The sequence below is a fragment of the Vibrio sp. T9 genome (genome assembly GCF_003123985.1).
Lineage (GTDB): Bacteria > Pseudomonadota > Gammaproteobacteria > Enterobacterales > Vibrionaceae > Vibrio > Vibrio diabolicus.
In genome coordinates this window covers 146,981-166,036 of the sequence record NZ_NIGY01000001.1, presented here as the reverse complement: position 1 = coordinate 166,036, position 19,056 = coordinate 146,981, and the positions used below count along the sequence as shown (strand labels likewise).

Annotated in this window: 18 protein-coding genes; 6 read left to right on the top strand and 12 right to left on the bottom strand. The window is 43.6% G+C overall.

Translation table 11 applies throughout. From position 1 onward, the window contains the following. Window positions 1-78 precede the first annotated feature (78 nt). From CBX98_RS00765 to CBX98_RS00735, 7 genes are all read right to left on the bottom strand, one after another. Window positions 79-1,149 carry a glycosyltransferase family 4 protein gene (locus tag CBX98_RS00765; RefSeq protein WP_109168362.1) on the bottom strand — a complete coding sequence of 357 codons (1,071 nt, stop codon included), beginning with the start codon at window positions 1,147-1,149 and terminating at the stop codon, window positions 79-81. Continuing rightward, entirely contained in the window at window positions 1,124-2,647 is a 1,524-nt protein-coding gene (locus tag CBX98_RS00760; RefSeq protein ID WP_109168361.1) for a sigma-54 dependent transcriptional regulator, read from the bottom strand. The genes CBX98_RS00765 and CBX98_RS00760 overlap by 26 nt, the downstream gene beginning before the upstream one ends. A 276-nt stretch (window positions 2,648-2,923) precedes the next feature. After that, a complete protein-coding gene (locus CBX98_RS00755; RefSeq protein WP_012841848.1) occupies window positions 2,924-3,304 on the bottom strand; it encodes an Hpt domain-containing protein in 381 nt (126 codons plus the stop codon). Between the two features lie 11 nt (window positions 3,305-3,315). Further along, window positions 3,316-4,002: an AAA family ATPase gene (locus CBX98_RS00750; RefSeq protein ID WP_047008761.1), complete on the bottom strand. Its 687-nt coding sequence runs from the start codon at window positions 4,000-4,002 to the stop codon at window positions 3,316-3,318. Further along, on the bottom strand, window positions 4,002-6,104 hold the full coding sequence (locus CBX98_RS00745; RefSeq protein WP_109168360.1) for an SLBB domain-containing protein: 2,103 nt from the start codon (window positions 6,102-6,104) through the stop codon (window positions 4,002-4,004). Before CBX98_RS00745 ends, CBX98_RS00750 begins: the two co-directional genes overlap by 1 nt. Further along, on the bottom strand, window positions 6,101-6,967 hold the full coding sequence (locus tag CBX98_RS00740) for an OmpA family protein (RefSeq protein ID WP_046875254.1): 867 nt from the start codon (window positions 6,965-6,967) through the stop codon (window positions 6,101-6,103). Before CBX98_RS00740 ends, CBX98_RS00745 begins: the two co-directional genes overlap by 4 nt. Before the next feature lie 26 nt (window positions 6,968-6,993). After that, window positions 6,994-7,314 (bottom strand): STAS domain-containing protein, encoded by a 321-nt coding sequence (locus CBX98_RS00735; RefSeq protein ID WP_005394270.1) that lies wholly within the window; start codon window positions 7,312-7,314, stop codon window positions 6,994-6,996. Window positions 7,315-7,737: 423 nt separating this feature from the next. Here CBX98_RS00735 and CBX98_RS00730 point away from each other — a divergent pair, with 423 nt between their 5' ends. Then, the gene (locus tag CBX98_RS00730) at window positions 7,738-8,583 is read left to right on the top strand and encodes a DNA ligase (protein WP_046875255.1); all 846 of its coding nucleotides are present in this window, start codon (window positions 7,738-7,740) and stop codon (window positions 8,581-8,583) included. A gap of 15 nt (window positions 8,584-8,598) precedes the next feature. On the opposite strand, the gene CBX98_RS00725 is transcribed toward CBX98_RS00730, so the two are convergent. Together CBX98_RS00725 and CBX98_RS00720 are read right to left on the bottom strand one after the other, a co-directional pair. After that, window positions 8,599-9,597, bottom strand: a complete 999-nt coding sequence (locus tag CBX98_RS00725; RefSeq protein ID WP_109168359.1) for a DUF3080 domain-containing protein — start codon at window positions 9,595-9,597, stop codon at window positions 8,599-8,601. 133 nt (window positions 9,598-9,730) lie between these two features. Then, window positions 9,731-11,101, bottom strand: a complete 1,371-nt coding sequence (locus CBX98_RS00720) for an MATE family efflux transporter (RefSeq protein ID WP_005396222.1) — start codon at window positions 11,099-11,101, stop codon at window positions 9,731-9,733. Window positions 11,102-11,495: 394 nt separating this feature from the next. Here CBX98_RS00720 and CBX98_RS00715 point away from each other — a divergent pair, with 394 nt between their 5' ends. Next, window positions 11,496-12,107: a riboflavin synthase subunit alpha gene (locus tag CBX98_RS00715; RefSeq protein WP_109168358.1), complete on the top strand. Its 612-nt coding sequence runs from the start codon at window positions 11,496-11,498 to the stop codon at window positions 12,105-12,107. Between the two features lie 75 nt (window positions 12,108-12,182). On the opposite strand, the gene CBX98_RS00710 is transcribed toward CBX98_RS00715, so the two are convergent. Both CBX98_RS00710 and CBX98_RS00705 read right to left on the bottom strand, forming a co-directional pair. After that, window positions 12,183-12,377 carry a CPXCG motif-containing cysteine-rich protein gene (locus tag CBX98_RS00710; RefSeq protein ID WP_005396219.1) on the bottom strand — a complete coding sequence of 65 codons (195 nt, stop codon included), beginning with the start codon at window positions 12,375-12,377 and terminating at the stop codon, window positions 12,183-12,185. Window positions 12,378-12,630: 253 nt separating this feature from the next. Then, window positions 12,631-13,497, bottom strand: coding sequence for a fructosamine kinase family protein (locus CBX98_RS00705; RefSeq protein ID WP_005396217.1), 867 nt, complete (start codon window positions 13,495-13,497; stop codon window positions 12,631-12,633). 224 nt (window positions 13,498-13,721) lie between these two features. On the opposite strand from CBX98_RS00705, the gene CBX98_RS00700 reads away from it, so the two are divergent. The 3 genes from CBX98_RS00700 to CBX98_RS00690 all read left to right on the top strand — a co-directional run bounded on the left by CBX98_RS00700 (window position 13,722) and on the right by CBX98_RS00690 (window position 16,193). Then, window positions 13,722-14,696 carry a response regulator gene (locus CBX98_RS00700; protein WP_005396215.1) on the top strand — a complete coding sequence of 325 codons (975 nt, stop codon included), beginning with the start codon at window positions 13,722-13,724 and terminating at the stop codon, window positions 14,694-14,696. Beyond that, window positions 14,696-15,658, top strand: coding sequence for a diguanylate cyclase (locus tag CBX98_RS00695; RefSeq protein WP_005396213.1), 963 nt, complete (start codon window positions 14,696-14,698; stop codon window positions 15,656-15,658). Before CBX98_RS00700 ends, CBX98_RS00695 begins: the two co-directional genes overlap by 1 nt. 190 nt (window positions 15,659-15,848) lie before the next feature. Next, the gene (locus tag CBX98_RS00690; RefSeq protein WP_005396212.1) at window positions 15,849-16,193 is read left to right on the top strand and encodes a DUF3802 family protein; all 345 of its coding nucleotides are present in this window, start codon (window positions 15,849-15,851) and stop codon (window positions 16,191-16,193) included. A 44-nt stretch (window positions 16,194-16,237) separates the two neighbouring features. On the opposite strand, the gene CBX98_RS00685 is transcribed toward CBX98_RS00690, so the two are convergent. Beyond that, a complete protein-coding gene (locus CBX98_RS00685) occupies window positions 16,238-16,732 on the bottom strand; it encodes an NlpC/P60 family protein (protein WP_005396208.1) in 495 nt (164 codons plus the stop codon). A 134-nt stretch (window positions 16,733-16,866) separates the two neighbouring features. On the opposite strand from CBX98_RS00685, the gene CBX98_RS00680 reads away from it, so the two are divergent. Continuing rightward, window positions 16,867-18,885, top strand: a complete 2,019-nt coding sequence (locus CBX98_RS00680; RefSeq protein WP_109168357.1) for a methyl-accepting chemotaxis protein — start codon at window positions 16,867-16,869, stop codon at window positions 18,883-18,885. The last annotated feature ends 171 nt before the right edge of the window (window positions 18,886-19,056 follow it).

Here is a 19,056-nt window from a genome sequence, read left to right as displayed (position 1 = left end):
TGTGTTTGAATATTATTAGATATTTGTGCTTGGACTTAAGGGGAGAAGCAATATTCTCATATTGAGAACCAATATGGCTTATTGCTCCGTTTCAATTTGATATTTTCGTAGCAATACAGGAATAACGCTTTGCGCCGAGAAATCATCAATAATGGTCTGCCGAGCGTTTTGACGAATGAGAGATTGCTGCGCTTCATCAAGAGACATCCAATGTTTAAGGCATTGAGCGAGAGATGGGACGTCATCGACAATAAAGCCATTTTCGCCAGTTTGGATAATATCGGGCAAGCGACCCACGCGTAGGCTCATCACGACTATTCCTCTAGCCATTGCTTCAAGCGCCGCCATAGGCAGGCCTTCATAGCGAGAAGAAATTACCAGCACGCCAATGTTTTTCCAAACGGTCTCCATTTCAGTTTGATGACCGAAAAATGTCACATTTGAAGGGGCAATGTGGGGGAGTGATTCTCTTTCTGGTCCATCACCGTAAACACTAAAATGCAGTGTTGGGCAGAGCTTAGCTATTTCGATAAATTGGTCAGCCCCTTTTTCTTGGCTCAATCGGCCGACGAAAGCGATTTCTTGATAGTTGAGATTACGATCGGGAATCGACACAAAGTTATTCAGCAGTTCCGAAGGGAAAATGACTTTACGCTGAATGCTTGGGCTGACAGAAAAGCAGTGGTTAGAGAGGTAGCCTGAACTTCTATCAAGCCAATCATAGAGCCACAGTTTGCCCGAGGATGATTCTCCTGCATGATAAGTTGAAATCAAGCGAGGAAATGTGCGCGTGAGTAGCTTGGCACAGCGCGCTAAGATTGACGCTTTGTAACCGTGGGAGTGAATGACCGATGGTTGGTGATTGGCGACTGCGCTTGTTAGGTGTTTGATCTTTAATGCCTTATGTGGCTCATCAGACAAATGGTTCAAGTAACTCACAGGGATGGTAGATTCTTCTGCTTTTTCTACAATCTGTGCTGGTGGCGAGTACTCAGTCGTTAAGACAACACGTGCTTTGTGCCCAAATGTCATTAATCCACGGGCAAGCTCTATGACGTGACTTTCGATACCGCCAAACAGGCGGCTATCAAGAAAAATCCAAATTTCACCAACGGCAGGTTTCTCAAGATTGTTCGAGATTAATTTCATCCGCTTCCCACGCTTGTTTTTTTCGGTAAACCGTAGATGGGCTTAGCTCCAGCATTACGGCGGCATTGAGTACGTTGCCATCACAGTATGCGATTGCGTTTTGAATCGCCTCACGCTCCACTTGCCACATAGGGCGAATGGTTCCATCAGAGTTAAAGTACGGCGAGGCAGCCGCTGAGGATTGTATGTTAGGTTCCGGTGTCGGTATTGACGGTTCTCTAGCGGGGGCCGATTGTTCCTCAACATACACTGGTCGGGATGTTATTGTTGGAGGGGTTGCTGGCTCTTGAGTTACATGTGCGGGAGTGGATGTTCTCACTGTTTTAGACTTTCTAGTCAGTTGAGCGGGTAGGTGATTCACCGTGACTTTCTCGTCATTATTAAGCACCACAATGTTACGTATGATGTTTTGTAATTGCCTTACATTACCCGGCCATTCGTAGTGCTTGATGATATGTTGAGCTTCGTTGTCGATTGTTGAGAATTTCTTTTTGTCCTGTTTGGCATAAGTGGTCAAAAAGTGCTTGGCTAGCGTGACGATGTCACTTCCTCGCTCGCGCAGAGGGGGCATATCGATAGGTATTACGTGTACGCGGTAATACAAATCTTCACGAAAACGACCTTCTTCCACTTCTGTTAATGGATCTCGGTTGGTGGCGCAAATGATTCGGACATCCACCTTCATCTCTCGAGTGCCACCAAGCGGTGTGTAGGTTCCTGTTTGAAGAAAACGGAGCAACTTCTTTTGCATCTCAAGTTCCATTTCACACAGTTCATCGAGAAAAAGCGTTCCACCGTGAGCCAGCGTCGCAGCACCTTTTCGGTCTGTTGTGGCTCCGGTAAATGCGCCTTTAACGTGGCCAAAAATCTCACTTTCCATTAAATCTCGGGGGATGGCCCCGCAGTTAATAGCAATAAAAGGCTTGTCTTTACGATCGCTCTGACGGTGCACGGCTTCAGCACAGACTTCTTTACCTGTGCCGCTTTCACCCACAATAAAGACACTGGCAGATGTTGGAGCAACGGCATCAATGGTTTTATATACCGCCTGCATTGAGAGACTTGAACCGATAAATCCGTGATAGTTATGGCGATCAAACTTGGACTGAATGTTTTCTACTAAATCTTCCAGTTTGGCGCGTTTGAGGTGCAATGCAACAGAAGTTTTTAGGCGATCAGCGTTAATAGGTTTTTCTAAGAAATCTTCCGCGCCTTTTTGAATTAGGTTAACGGCTAAGTCTACGCTGCCATGCGCTGTAGCAATAATAACGGAGGTAGGAATGTCATTCTGGTTGATCCAATCCAACACGTCTTCACCAGACATATCGGGCAGTTTCAAATCGAGAATGATGAGCTGAGGTTTGCTTCTTTCAATAAATTGAATTGCTTCGCGACCTGTTTCGACATGAAAAATGTCATAAGGTTCGTCTTTGACATACTGCTTATAAAGTATGGCTAGTGAAGTAGAGTCTTCTACCAGTAACACCCTTGGTCTCATAGTCCTATCCCAACGTAGTTCGTTTCACTTTTATGATTTTTGTCAGCACTATTATTTGTATTTGGCGTGATGAGCGAGTTATATGGCTTAGTGCTCTCTAGTGCTGAATATTCTCAATTTGAGAAAAGCGTTATCTAAGTATTAGCACAAGGTGGGAAATTTGCGAAAAATCCATACTTTTTAATTGATTAAGTTAAATTGTAAATGTCTTAGATGATATCGGCATCGCACTTTAATAAGTGCGATGATTCATAAGATAATTTATTATTGAAACGGTTACTCGAACCCCTGATCTTTTCGCTTTTCTAGCGCGTCAAACGATTCAATTGCCAGCTGGGAAAGAGACTCACAGAGAGCCAATGCTTCTAGTGTTTTTCCTTCCACACAATATTTCTCAATCATTCTTGCTTGTCTGGAAAGCGTTCGGTTACCTAAAGCAAGGGCAGAGCTGCCGAGTGTATGAACTTCGAACTCTAATGTTTGGAGGTCTTTCGCGCTTAATGCTTGCTCTATTTTCTCCATGCGCTCTCGTGACTCTTCAATATAGTGTTCAATCAGCGTAGGGATGATTTCGGCGCACGTATCTTTGATCATTTGCTGGAGAATGTGTTCATCCACCAATTCTTGTTCGATAGTCGGTGTGTTATTTGCAGTCATATTGGCGCTCCCTATAACATAAACAGTTCACTTTTCTTAATTTGTTGAGATATCTTTTCTTTCCACTTTTTGGGTAAAAAGCGTAGCTTGGAAACTTGTCGGATCAACTCATCTTTCAGGCTAGGTGTATGCTTCATATTCAGCACGGACCCAATCAAATTCGCATCGCTAGCATCAAGTAGTTTTTTGGCTTGTTCGAGTTGGGTTGCCGTCGTAGAGCCATAATGTGCGACTAATAAGGTGGCATCACATACGCCCGCAATCACTTGAGGGGCAATATTGCTTCGGTTGACACTCAGAAGTGGAGATGTGTCTATCACGACGCGCTCGTACTGCGTTAACCACTCTGCAATATTGCGCTTCAGCATCGTCGGGTCTCGGTACGCCAATTGAGTGCTGGCGAGAGATGGAGCAGGGAGACCGACTAAGGTTTGATGCGTATTTTCTCTTGTGATCAGGTGTCCAACTTTTTCTGTATCATCAAACTCGTGAATGGTGCGATAAGCGGGCTTGAACAAGTTAAGATCCACATACAAAGTATTGTGTCCAGCTAAAACCAGACGCTCTGCTAGAGATGAAGCCACGGAAGTGACGCCGTCTTCAGACTTACAACCCACGACACAAATTGTTTTGTGGCCTTTCTGTTCACTCTGAAGATAAATTTGCTCAATCTCAGCGTGAGTGGCAGGAATAGTCATTACAACGCTCCTATTAACACGATGGTTGTGGTGATTTGTAAAATATCTCTTAATCCGGCTCTTGCTTTTTCAGCAAAGCTTTCGTCTTTATGTGGAATGTAAATAGTGTCACCTGCACGGATGACTGGTAAATCATAAATGTTGGCGGTTTTGCTAAAGTTCACCAAATCAAATGTTCGAGCTTGGCCCTGACAGCAAGACATGTTGACCACACTGATTTTTTCAAGATACGCATTGTTAGTCGGGCCTCCTGCTTCGGCCAGCAGGTCAAGTACCGTCATGTTGTCATTAAATACATAGCGCCCTGGGTCTCTTACTTCACCTAATACGCGCACGGTGGATTCTTTGGAGCGATCCAACCAGTTTTTGTTTTTTTCCGGAATGTAAATGGTATCGCCGGGACGAACGTGGGGCAGAATAGACTCATCGCCCGTTTCAAAGTACATCGACAAATTCAATTTACTCACTTTGGCATAGCCTAGGCCACGGTGCGTCACACGAATATTGTGAATATCGGCATCCATTGTTGGTCCATCGGCGGCAGATAAAATATCCAGAAAGTGCATCTCTTCGGTAAAGCGATAGCGGCCTGGGGCATTGATTTGACCGAAAACATATATCGAGGCATCAGAGCTCTGGCTTACCCATTGCGATTTGTTGTCTGATGGATCGTCAGGTAATGCATGGACTCTTACTACCGTACCAGCTGAAACTCGGGGCAGATTCGGTGTTGGTGAGCCATCTAAAATGTATTGATCTAAATCGAACTGTGTCATTTGACCATTATTGGCGACTTCAATTTTGGTTGTGTCAGCTCTACGTGTTGGGCCGCCAACATGCGCAAGCAGATCAATTAAATCCATTTCGTCTGACCATTCAATACGTCCCGGGCGCACGACTTCTCCCATCACAGCGACCGCTCGACTTGGCGCCACTTTTAGCCATGACTTCTCGTTGAAATCGGTTTTCTCAGGGACGAAAATCGCGTCTCCAGGTCCGACATTCGGCGGTCTAACCGAAGACAGCCCCTCGGTATGCGCGGTTAGGTCGAATTTGATGACCTTACCATCGGCTTTTATGACACGAATTTGGCGAGATTCTGCATAGCGAGTAGGCCCGCCTGCATTGGCGAGAATATCCATGAAGCTAGCGTCTTGCTTTCCTTCATACGCGCCAGGGTGGGCAACTTCACCCATGACATAAACCACATTTGCACCCGCTTTGATTTCTTCTTCCTGTTTTGGAACAAAAATGGTGGCACCCGGTAGGATTTCTGGTAGTAAGCTTTGATCACCCGTATCCAGATACTTTTTCAGATTAAACATGGTTGGGTTGTTATTTGTGATCACGCGAATTTGCTCAACACTGGCATATCGTGTTACGCCGCCAGCTCTCATCACGACATCAACGAGCGTGGTGTTCGGTTTGTAAGAGAATGAGCCGGGTGCATTCACTTCACCAAAGACTTTGATAGCACGAGCGGAGTCTGCGCTGTCGCCTGAGTTCGCGAGTTTTGCTGCATCAAATTCTTGCTCAATATTTCCAACGAGTGGAGATGCTGGAACAAACAGTACGTCCAGCGATTCCAATTTCGGGAGCTGGCTATTATCACCAGTATCAAGGAAACGTTTGTAGTCAAACTCGATGTTTTTGTCGCCGCGTTTAACGATCATTTTATCGAGCTGAGCACCAGCGCGAAGGCCGCCAGCTTCGTATACAAACATTTGAATGTTGGAACCTGAAGGTAAGGTATATTCCCCGGGTTTGACCACGTAGCCTTGGACCGACACTAATAACTGTTGTTGTTTGATAAAGACTCGGGCGTTGTTTACGTCACGATACACGGTTTTTAGCGTTTCGATAATCACGTCTTGGAGCTGTTGCTCATTATATCCAGCAACAAATACAGGGCCGACTTCCGGTAAGTTAATACGCCCACGGCGATCGACTTGAAACCCTTTATTTAAAGAAGCTTCTCCAGGTAGGTTAATCTGAATTAAATCGCCGACCTTAACAGTATTGTTTTCATCAGCTGACGAAGTAGGTATCCAAGCGACCAAGCACAAAAGAACTAAGGTGATAAATGGTTTCATCGTGTTCATAGCGCACCCCCTACAGATAGATTGCGATTTACTGAGGTATCGCTATCTGAATTAGGGCTAATAACCTCGATGCTTACGCGGCGATTGGTTAAACGCACGGCAGGTGTTTCACCCTCGTAAAGCGGCAGGCTATCTCCCACAGATTTGGTGGTTACGCGTTCTGATGTGATGCCAAATACAGTCAGGTAACGCTTCACTTGTTCTGCACGCGCTTGAGCGAGTTTCTGGTTGTAATCTGGTGAGCCAGTGACATCGGCATGCCCAGTCACCACAAGAGTTAGGTTAGGGTGGTCACGTAAAATGTAGGCAGCTTCTGCCAAATGTCCCATGTACTTTGGATTAATTTCTGCTGAATCGACAGCAAATTGATTATCAATATTGAGGAGTGCATAAATTTCAGCGACGACGTTCAAATCGCTACGCAATGCTTCAATATCATCGGGTGGCGTACAAGTGGTTTGGCTTAATACATAGTCGAGTTGCTGTTCAAGTTGGTTTAAACGTCGACGTTGAATCACCAGATCGTTAGCTGCATCGAGTAGAAGTCCGCCTTCTAGCTCACGTGCGATTCTGTTTTGCTTCTCAAGCGCTTGCACTACTGCTGCAGGAAAGCACCAGCGTGCGCCTTCTTGAATCAACGCGTCTAGGTGTAGCTTGGTGAGTTGCCAATCAAACCTCAACCCATGCTCTGGACCTAACGGTTCATCGGGCATGACTGGGGAAAACTGATAATTTTCAATTGAGATATCTTGATAGTTTTCCGCCAAGCCACCTTTTCCGTGGTCTGGGTAGTCAAACGACGAACAACCAAACATGCCGACAACAAGACCGCTTACTACATATCGTCGTATAAGATTTACCATGCCAACCTCCGTTTAAACCGGTATTTTTAGTGTCCTTTTGAGTTAACGGGAATAGCATGGTTAATACGAAGCAAGCTCATGATTTCTAAAGGTTGGCCTGATACGTTTTCAATACTCATGCTTCTTTCACGTTCAACTAGACGCTTATATAAGTAAACAATGGCACCAATCCCTGAAGAATCAAGAAATTGGACGTGCTGTAGGTTAATTTCGACTTCTTTGTGATGATTGTCGTGAATTACTTCATCAATGTGATGTTGTGCTTGTCGACAGCCACTTGCATCTAAGTCACCAAAAAACTCAATGGCTAATTTGTCTTGATTAATTTCTAGTTTGCGTAATTCCATGACTCTATCTCCGTTTGTTTTCTCTACTTGGATATAGAGCAGGTAACGTGCCAAATTTAAATGCAAATAAAATCAAATGGTTATGATTTTTGATTGATGTCATTCAAATTGAGAAGGAATAGGTTCTCAATTTGAGAATCAAAAACGCATAGACGAACGGCTTGTTCAGGAGAGATATCGAATTAATATCGAGCGCTAAAGCAAGAGTCTCATCGAGATTAGATTGCGACTTGATTTGAGACTCACTCATCTTATTGTGAACAATGTGTAAATATTAAATGCAAAATCTGTCTAAAGTTTATGATTGTCCTTGCAAATCATTACTTAAGTTGATTGTTCTGAGTCGAAGAATGACTAGTAACAAATAGGTCATCGAGAGGAGTTACGGTTCAATAAAGGCGCTTTTTTGTACAAGGTCTTCTTATGCCATTAAAAATGACATTAATCGCGCTGGCTGTTATGACAGCGTCTTCACAGCTTCAAGCTGATACTTCTCTCACGCCTCCAGTTTCTCTTGCTCAAAGCTATCAAGATGGTATCGATGTATCTGAATATTGGTATAGCGAAAAACTCGACGGCATTCGCGCCTATTGGACAGGACAACATCTCGTGACGAGAAATGGTAACCGAATCTACGCTCCAGATTGGTTTATCGATTCACTACCTGACTATCCGTTAGATGGTGAGCTATGGGCGGGACGAGGCAATTTTCATCTCGTACAACAAACGGTTTTGGATAAAACGCCTGTGGAGTCAGCTTGGCGAAACATTGATTTTATGATCTTTGATATGCCGTATTCTGCTGGTGATTACCGGAAGCGTTATTACAACATCAAAGACTTAGTGCTCGAAGTAGACCAACCTCATATCAAATATGTCGAACACCGAGCGATCCAAAATGAAGCTCACCTGTTTGCGCAATTGGATAAGATTTCAATATCCGATGGTGAAGGGGTGATGCTACGTAAGGTATCAAGCCGTTATCAAGCTGGACGTGGTAGTGATTTACTTAAACTGAAACGATACGCGGATGATGAAGCGCTAGTCGTGGGCTATAAGCCAGGCACGGGGCGTTTATTGGGTATGATGGGGGCGATGTTAGTTCGCTTACCAGATGGTACAGAGTTTTACATTGGTAGTGGGTTTACCGATGAAGTGCGTCGTCAGCCTCCGAAAATAGGTTCAACCGTCACGTTCAGGTACAATGGTTTTACTCATACTGGTAAACCACGTTTTGCCCGATTTTTGCGTGAGAGGCTGAAGGAATAGAACGCTCTGCACTTACTAGTTGCCAACGGTTACGCCGCACCGCTTGAAGAGACCCTGCCAAAACTGAACGTGGTTTAGGGTTTCTTGTCTAAAGGTTTTGTGTGCTTCTTTTATACCATATTGATGACCATGAAGTTGCATACGCTTTTCTATCAAGGTGGCGCCATCATGAAGTTGCTGATAGGTACTGTCTAAATAGGCTAAGTAAGGTTGCACTTCTTCAACGTAAATGGATTGAAAGACATTTCTTAGGTAGCGGAACTGGGTGGTGTCTCTGTTCGGCCCGCACAATACATTGCTCTGATTCTGCTCAAGTAACTGAGTCGTAGCTTTTAGCCAGTGAGAAGCGTTTATTATCGAATAGTAAAGTCGTCCGATTAAACGAGATTTCTCTAGCTCTTCTTGATATTGCACAACCTCAATATCGGGTAGACGTGAAATGGCGCGATGAGGCAAGCCGTACATTTCACTGAAAAGGCGATAGACGTCGTTAATACGTGCAACATCATTTGCTGTTTCTTGAGATAGCCAATCCGACGCCGTTAGCTGCTTTTGCATTGCATCACTCGCGAGTAGCAAGTTGTCAAGATGAGTACCTAAATGTTGCCACTTAGTCGAATAAAGCTCTGTCAATGTAGCGCGTTCTTCATCGCTGAGCTGAAATTCGGATAAACATCGATTCATAACTCGTAACAGTGAAGTTTGGTAATCAAAATCATGAAAGGCATCCTGCACCTTACCAAGCTGTGAGTTTTTTTCGGCAAGTAGATTGAATAATCCACACTGGCGTAATTGGTAGCTTTCTAGTAAACCAATCGATAGCCTTGGAAGTGGCTCGAATAAGTCACGCTTTGCAGGTATGGTCACCGTAGATTGCGACTCGATTGGAAGAGTAGGAGCGTCCAACACATTGGCGACACGTTGGTGATACTTGTCAAACATTGCGCTTTCTGGGTTGAACCAGTTATCGCAACCGTTAAGAAACAAGACTAGAAACAATAAAATAGACCGCACAAATATCCTTTTTATAACTTCGCATTCGTCACCAAAAGAGCAGGCTGAACTGGCTCACAAGTTTGTTATAAGTATACTCAACAGCGTTATTATTCGATCAAAAAAGCCAGCGTGTGCTGGCTTTTTCTTATTATCACTGAACTGAAAAGTTCAATTGCACCTCTGGTTCTTGGCGGTGCATCCAGCGCATTCTTACCCCTAACATAAGTGCGGCAGAAGAAAGGCCGATGATAAAGCCTAGCCAGAAACCTTGCGCTCCCATTGGCTCGACGATCCAGTCTGTGCGGCCAAGGACGTAACCCATTGGTAAACCAAGAATCCAGTAGGCGATAAAAGTACGATTGAAGATGGCTCGCATATCTTTATAGCCACGCAGTGCACCTGCCGCGATTACCTGAACTGCGTCCGTACATTGATAAACAGCAGCAAATACGAGCAGTTGCATCGCTAGAGTGATGACCTCTGGGTTGCTAGTGTAAAGTTCGGCGATCCATTCACGAGACAATACGGTTAATATCGCTGTAAGAACAGATAAACCTAGACCAACCATTATGCCCACTCGTGAAGCAACGCGAGCGCCATCTACGTTTTCTTCGCCAAGTCGATGGCCGACACGAATGCTCACTGCGGCACCGATACTCATTGGAAGCATAAATACCAACGAAGAGAAGTTAATCGCAACCTGATGCGCAGCAACGATGATTGGTCCTAATGGTGATACCAATAATGCAACGACAGCAAATAGTGTCACTTCAAAGAACAACGCTGCTGCAACAGGAAAGCCGAGTCTGAACAGACGAACTTGCGCTTTCCATTGTGGTCGATGCCATTCACCAAATAAGTTGATGCTTTTAAGTCGATCTGATGTCATTACATAAAGCAATAGTAGGGCAAACATGACCCAGTAAACAATCGTGGTTGCAACACCACAGCCAACACCGCCTAATTCAGGTGCGCCAAACTTGCCATACACGAAAATCCAGTTTAGAGGAATGTTGAGCAGTAAACCGATAAAGCCAATGACCATTGCTGGTTTCGTCAATGACATACCATCCGTAAAGCTTCTAAGCGTTTGAAAAAGCAAGAAAGCAGGGACTGCTAAGATAACAGCATGAATGTACCCCACTGTTTTTTCTGCCATCAGCGTTTCAACATCCATAAATCCGAGAATAAATTGGGTTTGAAGCAGCACTGCAATAATCGGCACACTGATCAACAATGCCAAAACGACGCCTTGTTGAATTTCAAACGGGATTTTTACTCGACGACCAGAGCCATTTAACTGTGCGACAACAGGGACTAACGCCATTAACAAACCCACACCAAATAAAATGGATGGAAGCCAAATACTTGAAGCGACAGAAACCGCAGCCATGTCGGTGGCACTAACGCCTCCGGCCATAACGGTATCAACAAACCCCATACCAGTTTGAGCAACAGATGCGATCAATACCGGGGTCGCCAATTTGATGAGACTTGATGCTTCTTCTTTATAGCGATGCACGAAAAATACTCCAGAGCGGAACAATAAGTTGAAAGAATGAGAGCGCTCGAGGACAAAAGATGTGGTGAACTGATCTGATGGTTGATTTTAGTCACGATAAGGTGAAAAAATGCCTCGGAGAAACTCCGCGCAAATGATAAACAATTGTATGTTTATATTCCATAGTTAGGTTGCGAATAGTGGATAACACTAACTTAATGCTTGCTAAGCTCAGGATACGCTAATACTGAGAGCTGTAATAAATCATGTTAATGTTAGAGGCATGTATGAGAACAAGGCTCCATTTTTCAATAGGTCGTTGCTCTATAATCTACAGGTTTTATCTCGATACACAGTGCTGTGCTTAAAGTTCTGTCATCGATTGCTGCTTGTATGAAATCAATAGGTAAAAAGAATGTTTACAGGAATAGTTCAGGGTACGGCGAAGGTCGTTAAAATTGATAAAAAAGAACGCTTTCAAACGCACGTTGTCGAGTTAAGCGATGAGCTTTGTAAAGGATTAGAAATAGGGGCATCTGTCGCTCACAATGGCTGCTGCCTGACCGTGACCAATATTAATGACAACCTTATCAGCTTTGATTTAATGCAAGCGACATTGGCTCTCACCAACTTAGGCGAGCTAGTTGAAGGTGACAGCGTAAACATTGAGCGAGCTGCCAAGTTTGGTGATGAAATTGGCGGACACAGCATGTCTGGCCATATTAGTTTGATGGCTGACATTGTCGAGATCATCGATACGCCTAATAACCGCACGATTTGGTTCCAACTGCCGCAAGAATCAATGAAATATGTATTAGCGAAAGGTTATATCGGCTTGGATGGTTGTTCTTTGACGATTGGTGAGGTTGAAGCGTGTCGTTTTTCAGTACACCTAATTCCAGAAACCTTGCAACGAACACTCTTTGGAGTAAGACAAGTAGGGGACCGCGTTAATATTGAGTTTGACCCTCAGACTCAAGCCATAGTTGATACTGTTGAGCGAGTTCTCACAGCAAAACAGCTTTAGAATGATAAAAAGGAGCCAAGCGCTCCTTTTTAATTCAAGTGACTTTGTGTTTCCAACGCTTACACGCTCGAGTTGTTATTCGTAATTGTCATCGATAAACAGTTCGACTTTATCTTGCAGCTCATCTACTCGCATATTTAAGTGAATGGCATGGCAACAAGCTGGGCAATCATCATAAAACTCTTGGTCACCATTACTTGCATCTAGTGTAATGCCGATTGAATGTCCACAATGGGGGCATTTGACATGCCTTTCGGTATAATTTTTCATACAACAACTCCTAATATCGCAGGGCTTTTAAACACTCTATTCTTTAAGGAAGTACAGCCCTTCACTTACTTTGCCTACAAGGAAAATAGGCACAATCCAAAGTTAAGTCTCCTTTGATATTAGGTGGAGTTGTTGCTAATTGAGTCGAAATAAGTATAAAACTTGACCCCAAACTCAACCTTGAGCTTAGGGTCATTTTCTGTAGTGATGTGCCTCGAGGTTTTACATCTTGAAATATGCAGTGGCTTCCAAATTAATAAGAAATAATTTTATTAATAACTTGTTGAGCCTGCTCCAAGTAATGGCCGCCAAATAAATTGCAATGGTTGAGAACATGGTAAAGGTTATAGATATCTTTACGCTCTTGATAACCAGCAGAAAGTGGCATAACAGATTCATAACCTTGATAAAATTCCGGTTGAAATCCACCAAAAAGCTCAGTCATCGCAATATCACACTCCCTGTCACCCCAGTAGCAGGCGGGGTCGTAACAGATAGGGCCACATGCCGTGAGAGCCGCATTCCCATTCCATAAATCGCCATGCAGCAAGGAAGGCTCTGGAGCATGGTTTGCTAGCAGTTGTTTTACGACATCTATAAAGTCGTCGATATCAACTAAAGTGACGCCTTTTTCTTTAAGGAGCTGTAATTGCCATCCTATGCGTTGTTCAGCAAAGAAGACACACCACTTCTTGTGCCACTTATTGGGTTGTAGAGTGGACCCGAGATAGTTATCCGTATCAAAACCAAATTCCTTTTGCTCGCCCCATTGATGAAGGTGAGCTAATTGCTGTCCTAATTTAAAGCTGTTTGGGCCATCTTCTAATGGCTTTGTTGGAAGGTAGTTAAGAATTAGGAATGAGGCATTTTTGGTTTTACCAACCAACACAACCTCTGGAACAAATAGGGTAGATGTCTCACGCAAAAGATGCAGACTTTCTGCCTCAACTTCAAACTTAGACAAAAACTCGCGATCGTTAATTTTCACGAAATAGCGCTGTTCGCCGTCATTGATCATGTAGCTTTCACTGATATCCCCGCCAGACAGTCTTACTTTTTCCGTGATCTGGTACTCGAATAATAAAGTATCAGAAAGCTGTTGCGATATTGCTTGCCACATACAAAACCTCGCGAATCTATTTGACCACCAACAGTTTAGGATAAAAAGCAAGGTGTTGGCGCTACGTTGAGCATACTTCGTAAAGAAACCTTCCTCTCAGTGTAGTCAATTTGTATAAATGTGAATCAAATCGCTTATAAGCCTCTGATTTGTCGGCATAGCATATGGAGATGAACGTATACAACAGGTATTATTATTTTTTTGACGTTAGTTCCATTGGTGACATGAAAATACTGATATGTGATGACTCGGCGGTTGCAAGAAAGCTCATTGCGCGCTCCATCGTACAAGATACATCATTGCACCTGATCGAAGCTCAAGATGGGTATGAGGCGCTAAATATTCTTGCGGAGCAAAATATCGATATTTTGTTTCTCGATTTAACGATGCCGATCATGGACGGTTTTGAAGTCCTCGAGTCATTACCTGTTAGTCATTACCAGACTAAAATCGTCATTATTTCTGGAGATGTTCAACAAGAGGCAAAACAGCGCTGCATAGAGCTAGGTGCTCAAGCTTTTATCGCTAAGCCTCTGACAGAAGAGCAGGTGATACCGCTCTATGAACAATTGGGGCTGCACTATGCGTTCAAGCCTAGCCATTCGATTGATCCTAAAAGCCAGATTTGCGAGGAGTTCTCCTCATTAGCCAAATTCCGCGAGATTGCAAACATTGCACTTGGTAAAGGGGCTGCGATTATGGCAGACCACTTACACGAGTTCATCCAACTTCCTGTTCCACATGTTGGTCCGTTATCCTATGGCGAACTTCATATGACGCTTGTCGACGTTGTTGGGCGTGATGGCTCCGTCGCGGTTGCGCAGAGGTTTGTTGGTGGCGGTATTCATGGTGAAGCTCTGGTGTGTCTACGAGGTAGAGACATCAATCAAATTGGCGAGAAGTTAGGCTATCTGCTTGAGTTTACACCTCATAATGAAATCATTTTGAATATCTCGAACTTACTGGTTTCGTCATTTCTCACATCGTTAGGGGATCAGCTCGACAAGCAATTCTCACTTCGTCAGCCAGGCATTGTGGATACGTTAACGCCTTATTGTGAAGAGCAAGGTGAGTTGGGTGAGCTGTTTACTATCGAATACACCTACATGGCAGAAGCGCTCGATTTTGAGTGTGAGGTACTGTTTTTAATTGATAAACCATCCGTAGAAATTATTTATGAAATCATGGAGCTAATCTAATGTCCGATATTACGCTGGACATAGCAGACTTTCATTGGGTCACACAAATTCTCGATACGATGGATTCAGGGCTTATCGTGTTGGATCAAGAGTATAAGGTCTGTGTGTGGAACAGTTTTATGCAGTCATACAGTGGCGTTCTGTCACAAGAAATCCTTGGCCAATGTTTATTTGATCATTTTGAAGAGCTGCCAAAAACTTGGCTAGAAACCAAGATAAAAACCGCCGCCGATCTGGAAACTCGTTCCTTCTCTAGCTGGGAAAACCGACCGTACCTTTTTAAATTCAACAATTTTTCTCCGGTTTCAAACAGCAGTGATTTCATGTATCAAGACATCGTAATCACCCCGTTAATCGGGCTCTCAGGAGAGGTCAGCCACATTGCTATTCAAGTGAATGATGTCTCTGAAACGGCAAGAAATCGCATTCATTTGAAAGAAACAAATCAACATTTGTCTGAAATCAGTCGCAAAGATGGTTTAACAGGTTTATTTAATCGTGCTTATTGGGAGCAATCGCTGAAAGAAGAGTTTGCTCACCTAAAAGTTATCGACGGACCATGCTCATTAGTAATATTTGATATCGACCACTTTAAAAAAGTGAATGATACCTATGGTCACCCGACGGGAGATGAAGTCATTCGTCGTACTTCTTCGTTATTAAGAAAGACAGCAAGAAGCAGTGATGTGTGCGGTCGTTTTGGCGGAGAAGAGTTTACGGTATTGCTTCCTCATACGAATCAAGAACAAGCTTGCTATTTCGCGGAGCGTTTACGTAAAAGAATTGAGCAAGAGATCGTGAAAGTGGAAGATTTTTTGATTAATTACACGATAAGTATTGGTGTTTGCGAGTATAAACCTTATTTTGAAACTCACACTCAATGGTTAAAGAGTGCCGATGCTGCGTTGTATCGTGCAAAAGAAAACGGTCGTAACCAAACTTGTTTGCATGAAAATGACTGAAATACAAAAAGGTTTGAAGAAACCCTGTATCCGAACGCAGTGAGGCAAAGCGCAATTGTTTGAAAAACATCCAGTTGGTTCGTGAATGTTTGTTAATATGAAATAAGTTAATGAAATTTTCTCGGCATGTCTTACTATTGAAACTATTCCGCTTTCAGCTTCGAAGGCTTGCAATAAACGGAGAAAAACAGTGGTTTTAGAAACCGATGGATATCTCGCTCTTATCGAGCACTTGTCGCTAAATCTAGATATTTTCACGACTGAAATTGGCGACACTGGATCCGAAAGCATCGAAGATGTCGTCACCGATATGGTGGCTTCAAACATCATGGCGATCTTTGAGCAAAACCCAGAGCTTCACTCAAGCGTACGCTTCAAATTACTAAAAGAAGCGGATGCGGTTGTTGAAGATCTTGGTGAGATATTGGCTGGTGTATGGCATAAAAAAGCGACTAATGAACAGATCACGTTCCTTGATGAATACATCGCTTTGGTTAAAAACCTATTCGATACTGCCGTTGCTACTTACGATTGATATTGTTTGATACCAGTCATCTCCAATTCTAAAAGTAAGAAGAGTTACATTGTAACTCTTCTTACTTGCCAAAACTTAGATGCCCAGTATGGGTTGTCGATTCTTGAAATGATCACACCTTTAGACGTTGACGCATGCATGAACTGCTTGTTACCCAAGTAAATCCCTACATGATAGGTCGTCCGTCTTGTCTTAAAAAACACCAAATCTCCTTGTTTGGCGTCCGTCCAATTTAATTCCACACCTTGTTTCGATTGTTGTCTCGTTGTCCTGGGTAACGATAGCTGATAAGCCTCGACAAAGGCTTTTTGCACAAATGCCGAGCAATCAATACCAGATTTTTGTGTGCCGCCTAAGCGATAAGGTGTGCCATGCCATTCTGTATAAAACTGGAACAAGTCAGGGTTATTGTCCAATAACTGATTTGTAGGTGTTGTCACTTGCACTTGCTCGCTAGGTTCAGGCCCAGAAGAGCAGGCGCTTAGTAGCACACTGATTATCAAAGGAAAATATACTCGACGCAAATCACCACCTGTCATCTCTACGACTCACAACTGAAATATTAGTGTCATAACCAATCCATAGTATGGGCTGCAAATCACGGTTTTGTCTCACAAATGTGACGGAATCACTACAAAACCGATTCAACCTTAAGAAAGAATAAAAATTGATTATGGCAAAGCGAAAACGCTCACGCACATCACTTTCACTGATTCAGGCTGTTAGTGCAACATTTTTAACTATCATAGCTCTTGTTATAGCCCTTTCTGTCTCAAGTTTCAAAGGAATGGAACAGGTAGGAGAGCAATTTGAAGACTTGTCGCAAAAAGCGTTACCAATCGCGATGGCGAACGCAAAGTTAACCAGGAATGTATTGGAGATGGTTAAGCTACTCAACCATGGTATGCAAATTACTGAGCCAAAAGAGTTGCCTCTAATAAAAGAGCAAATCGATTCACTTGCGACTCAAAGTAAAAGTTTGGTTGGAGAAGCTTCTGGTGTTGCTGAGCAACTCTCTGAGGAGTTAGATACAAATTTAGCGCGTTTACATAACATCACGCAGTCCATTTTACTGAAGCAATCTTCAGTGATAAAAATTCAAATGGATATTGATGCAGGAGTTGGCGGGTTCCGCTATGGACTCAGCTCTATCGGCCCGGAAATGAATCGAATTAGCTCGTTTCTTAGTGCCGAAAATCCTGAATCGAGTGATGCCGCCAACCGATTTATTGCCTCAGCGAGCTCAATGGAAAGCACGTTCTTAGTAATGATGATGCATTCTGAGCTGAGCAAAGCCGAAAAAGAATACCGAGAAATGCGTAACCGTATTGCAGGTATTAATCTCGCCTATGAAGATTTCCAGTCTTTACATCCAGAAGTAAGCGAATACGCAAGCCTAACGGCACCGTACGAGATGGTGAAGCAAGGCTTTAGTGAAAAGGGCGTGCTGCGTTTGATCCTCGCCAAACTAGAACAAGGGGAACTGCAACGTTCAGAGTTTAAACAGGCTTCGATTCTTGCGGATGAAACCATGCGGTTGCTTGATCAAATATCACAAGCTGCTGGTGAGTTGATTGCGGATAAAGAGAGTGTGGTCAATGACACTATTCAGTCAGTGAGTGTTATGATCGTTTTTGCAGCGTGTGTGATTTCTTTCATTATTCTGATCACTTGGTTCAGTCTGAAGTCATGGACAAACCGAGGGTTAAGGAATGTACTAACGCGTCTTTCTGCACTTACCGAGCATGACTTCCGTGACAATGCACAAGAGGTTGGTCCTTATGAACTAAAAGAAGTGGCACGAAAACTAAACCAAGTGATTGATTCAACAAACAACTCTATCCAAACAGTTACACGTAACTGTGAGACGCTTTATCAGACAGCCGAAGTAAGCCACAGTGCAGCTGAACAAACGAGCGATGGGTTGACGACACAAAATGAAGCGTTGGCGAGCATGATCACGACCATTACGCAACTTGAAGCCTCCATTCGTGAAATAGCAACAGTGACAAATGCCTCGTCACAGGACTCGATGCTTGCTACCAAGCACACTGAAAAAGGCGTTCAAGTTGTGGAACAAAACCGTGAACGTTTGGAATCACTTGAACGCTCTTTGGATATGAATGAGCAATCTATGTTAGAGCTAGACCAACGTGTTAAGCAGATTCGTGAAATGGTCGACATGATCAGTGGTATTGCTGACAACACAAACTTGCTTGCTCTCAACGCAGCAATAGAAGCCGCTCGAGCTGGTGAACAAGGGCGTGGGTTTGCAGTTGTCGCGGATGAAGTCCGCAAACTAGCAAGTGATACTTCTCAACAAACAACGAATATCCGAGCAATGATGAGTGAGCTTATTACCGCAGCAGAGCGTTCTCGCCAAGCGGTAAGTGATTCAAGAGAAGAAATGGCCCATGCGCTGCATTCCAGCAATGAAGTGAAATCGACATTCTCTGATATCAACCTTGCGGTTAAGCATATTCAAGAGCGTGTTGAGCAAATCTCTGTTGCCACGGAAGAGCAAGAACGTGCGACGGCGGATGTGTCTCAATCCATCAATAATATTTCCGAGCTTGGAGAGCGTACAAAGCTACAACTTGAATCCATGGTTGAAAGCTCTGAACAAGTGGCAGAAATTGCAGGGCATCAACAAGCGATGTTGCATAAATACGAGCTACATCAGTCCGCATAAGTGACATGTTTTCATCTTCTAAAAGCAGAACTTCGGTTCTGCTTTTTTGTTGCTTCTACGCCCCCTCTGATTGCTATTCAAATCGCAAAAGTGAGTTATATCGCATCTTGCTCATTTCTTAAGGGCTGAGTTATCACTACGTGGTGTTAATGGTATCTCGGTGAAACAAGA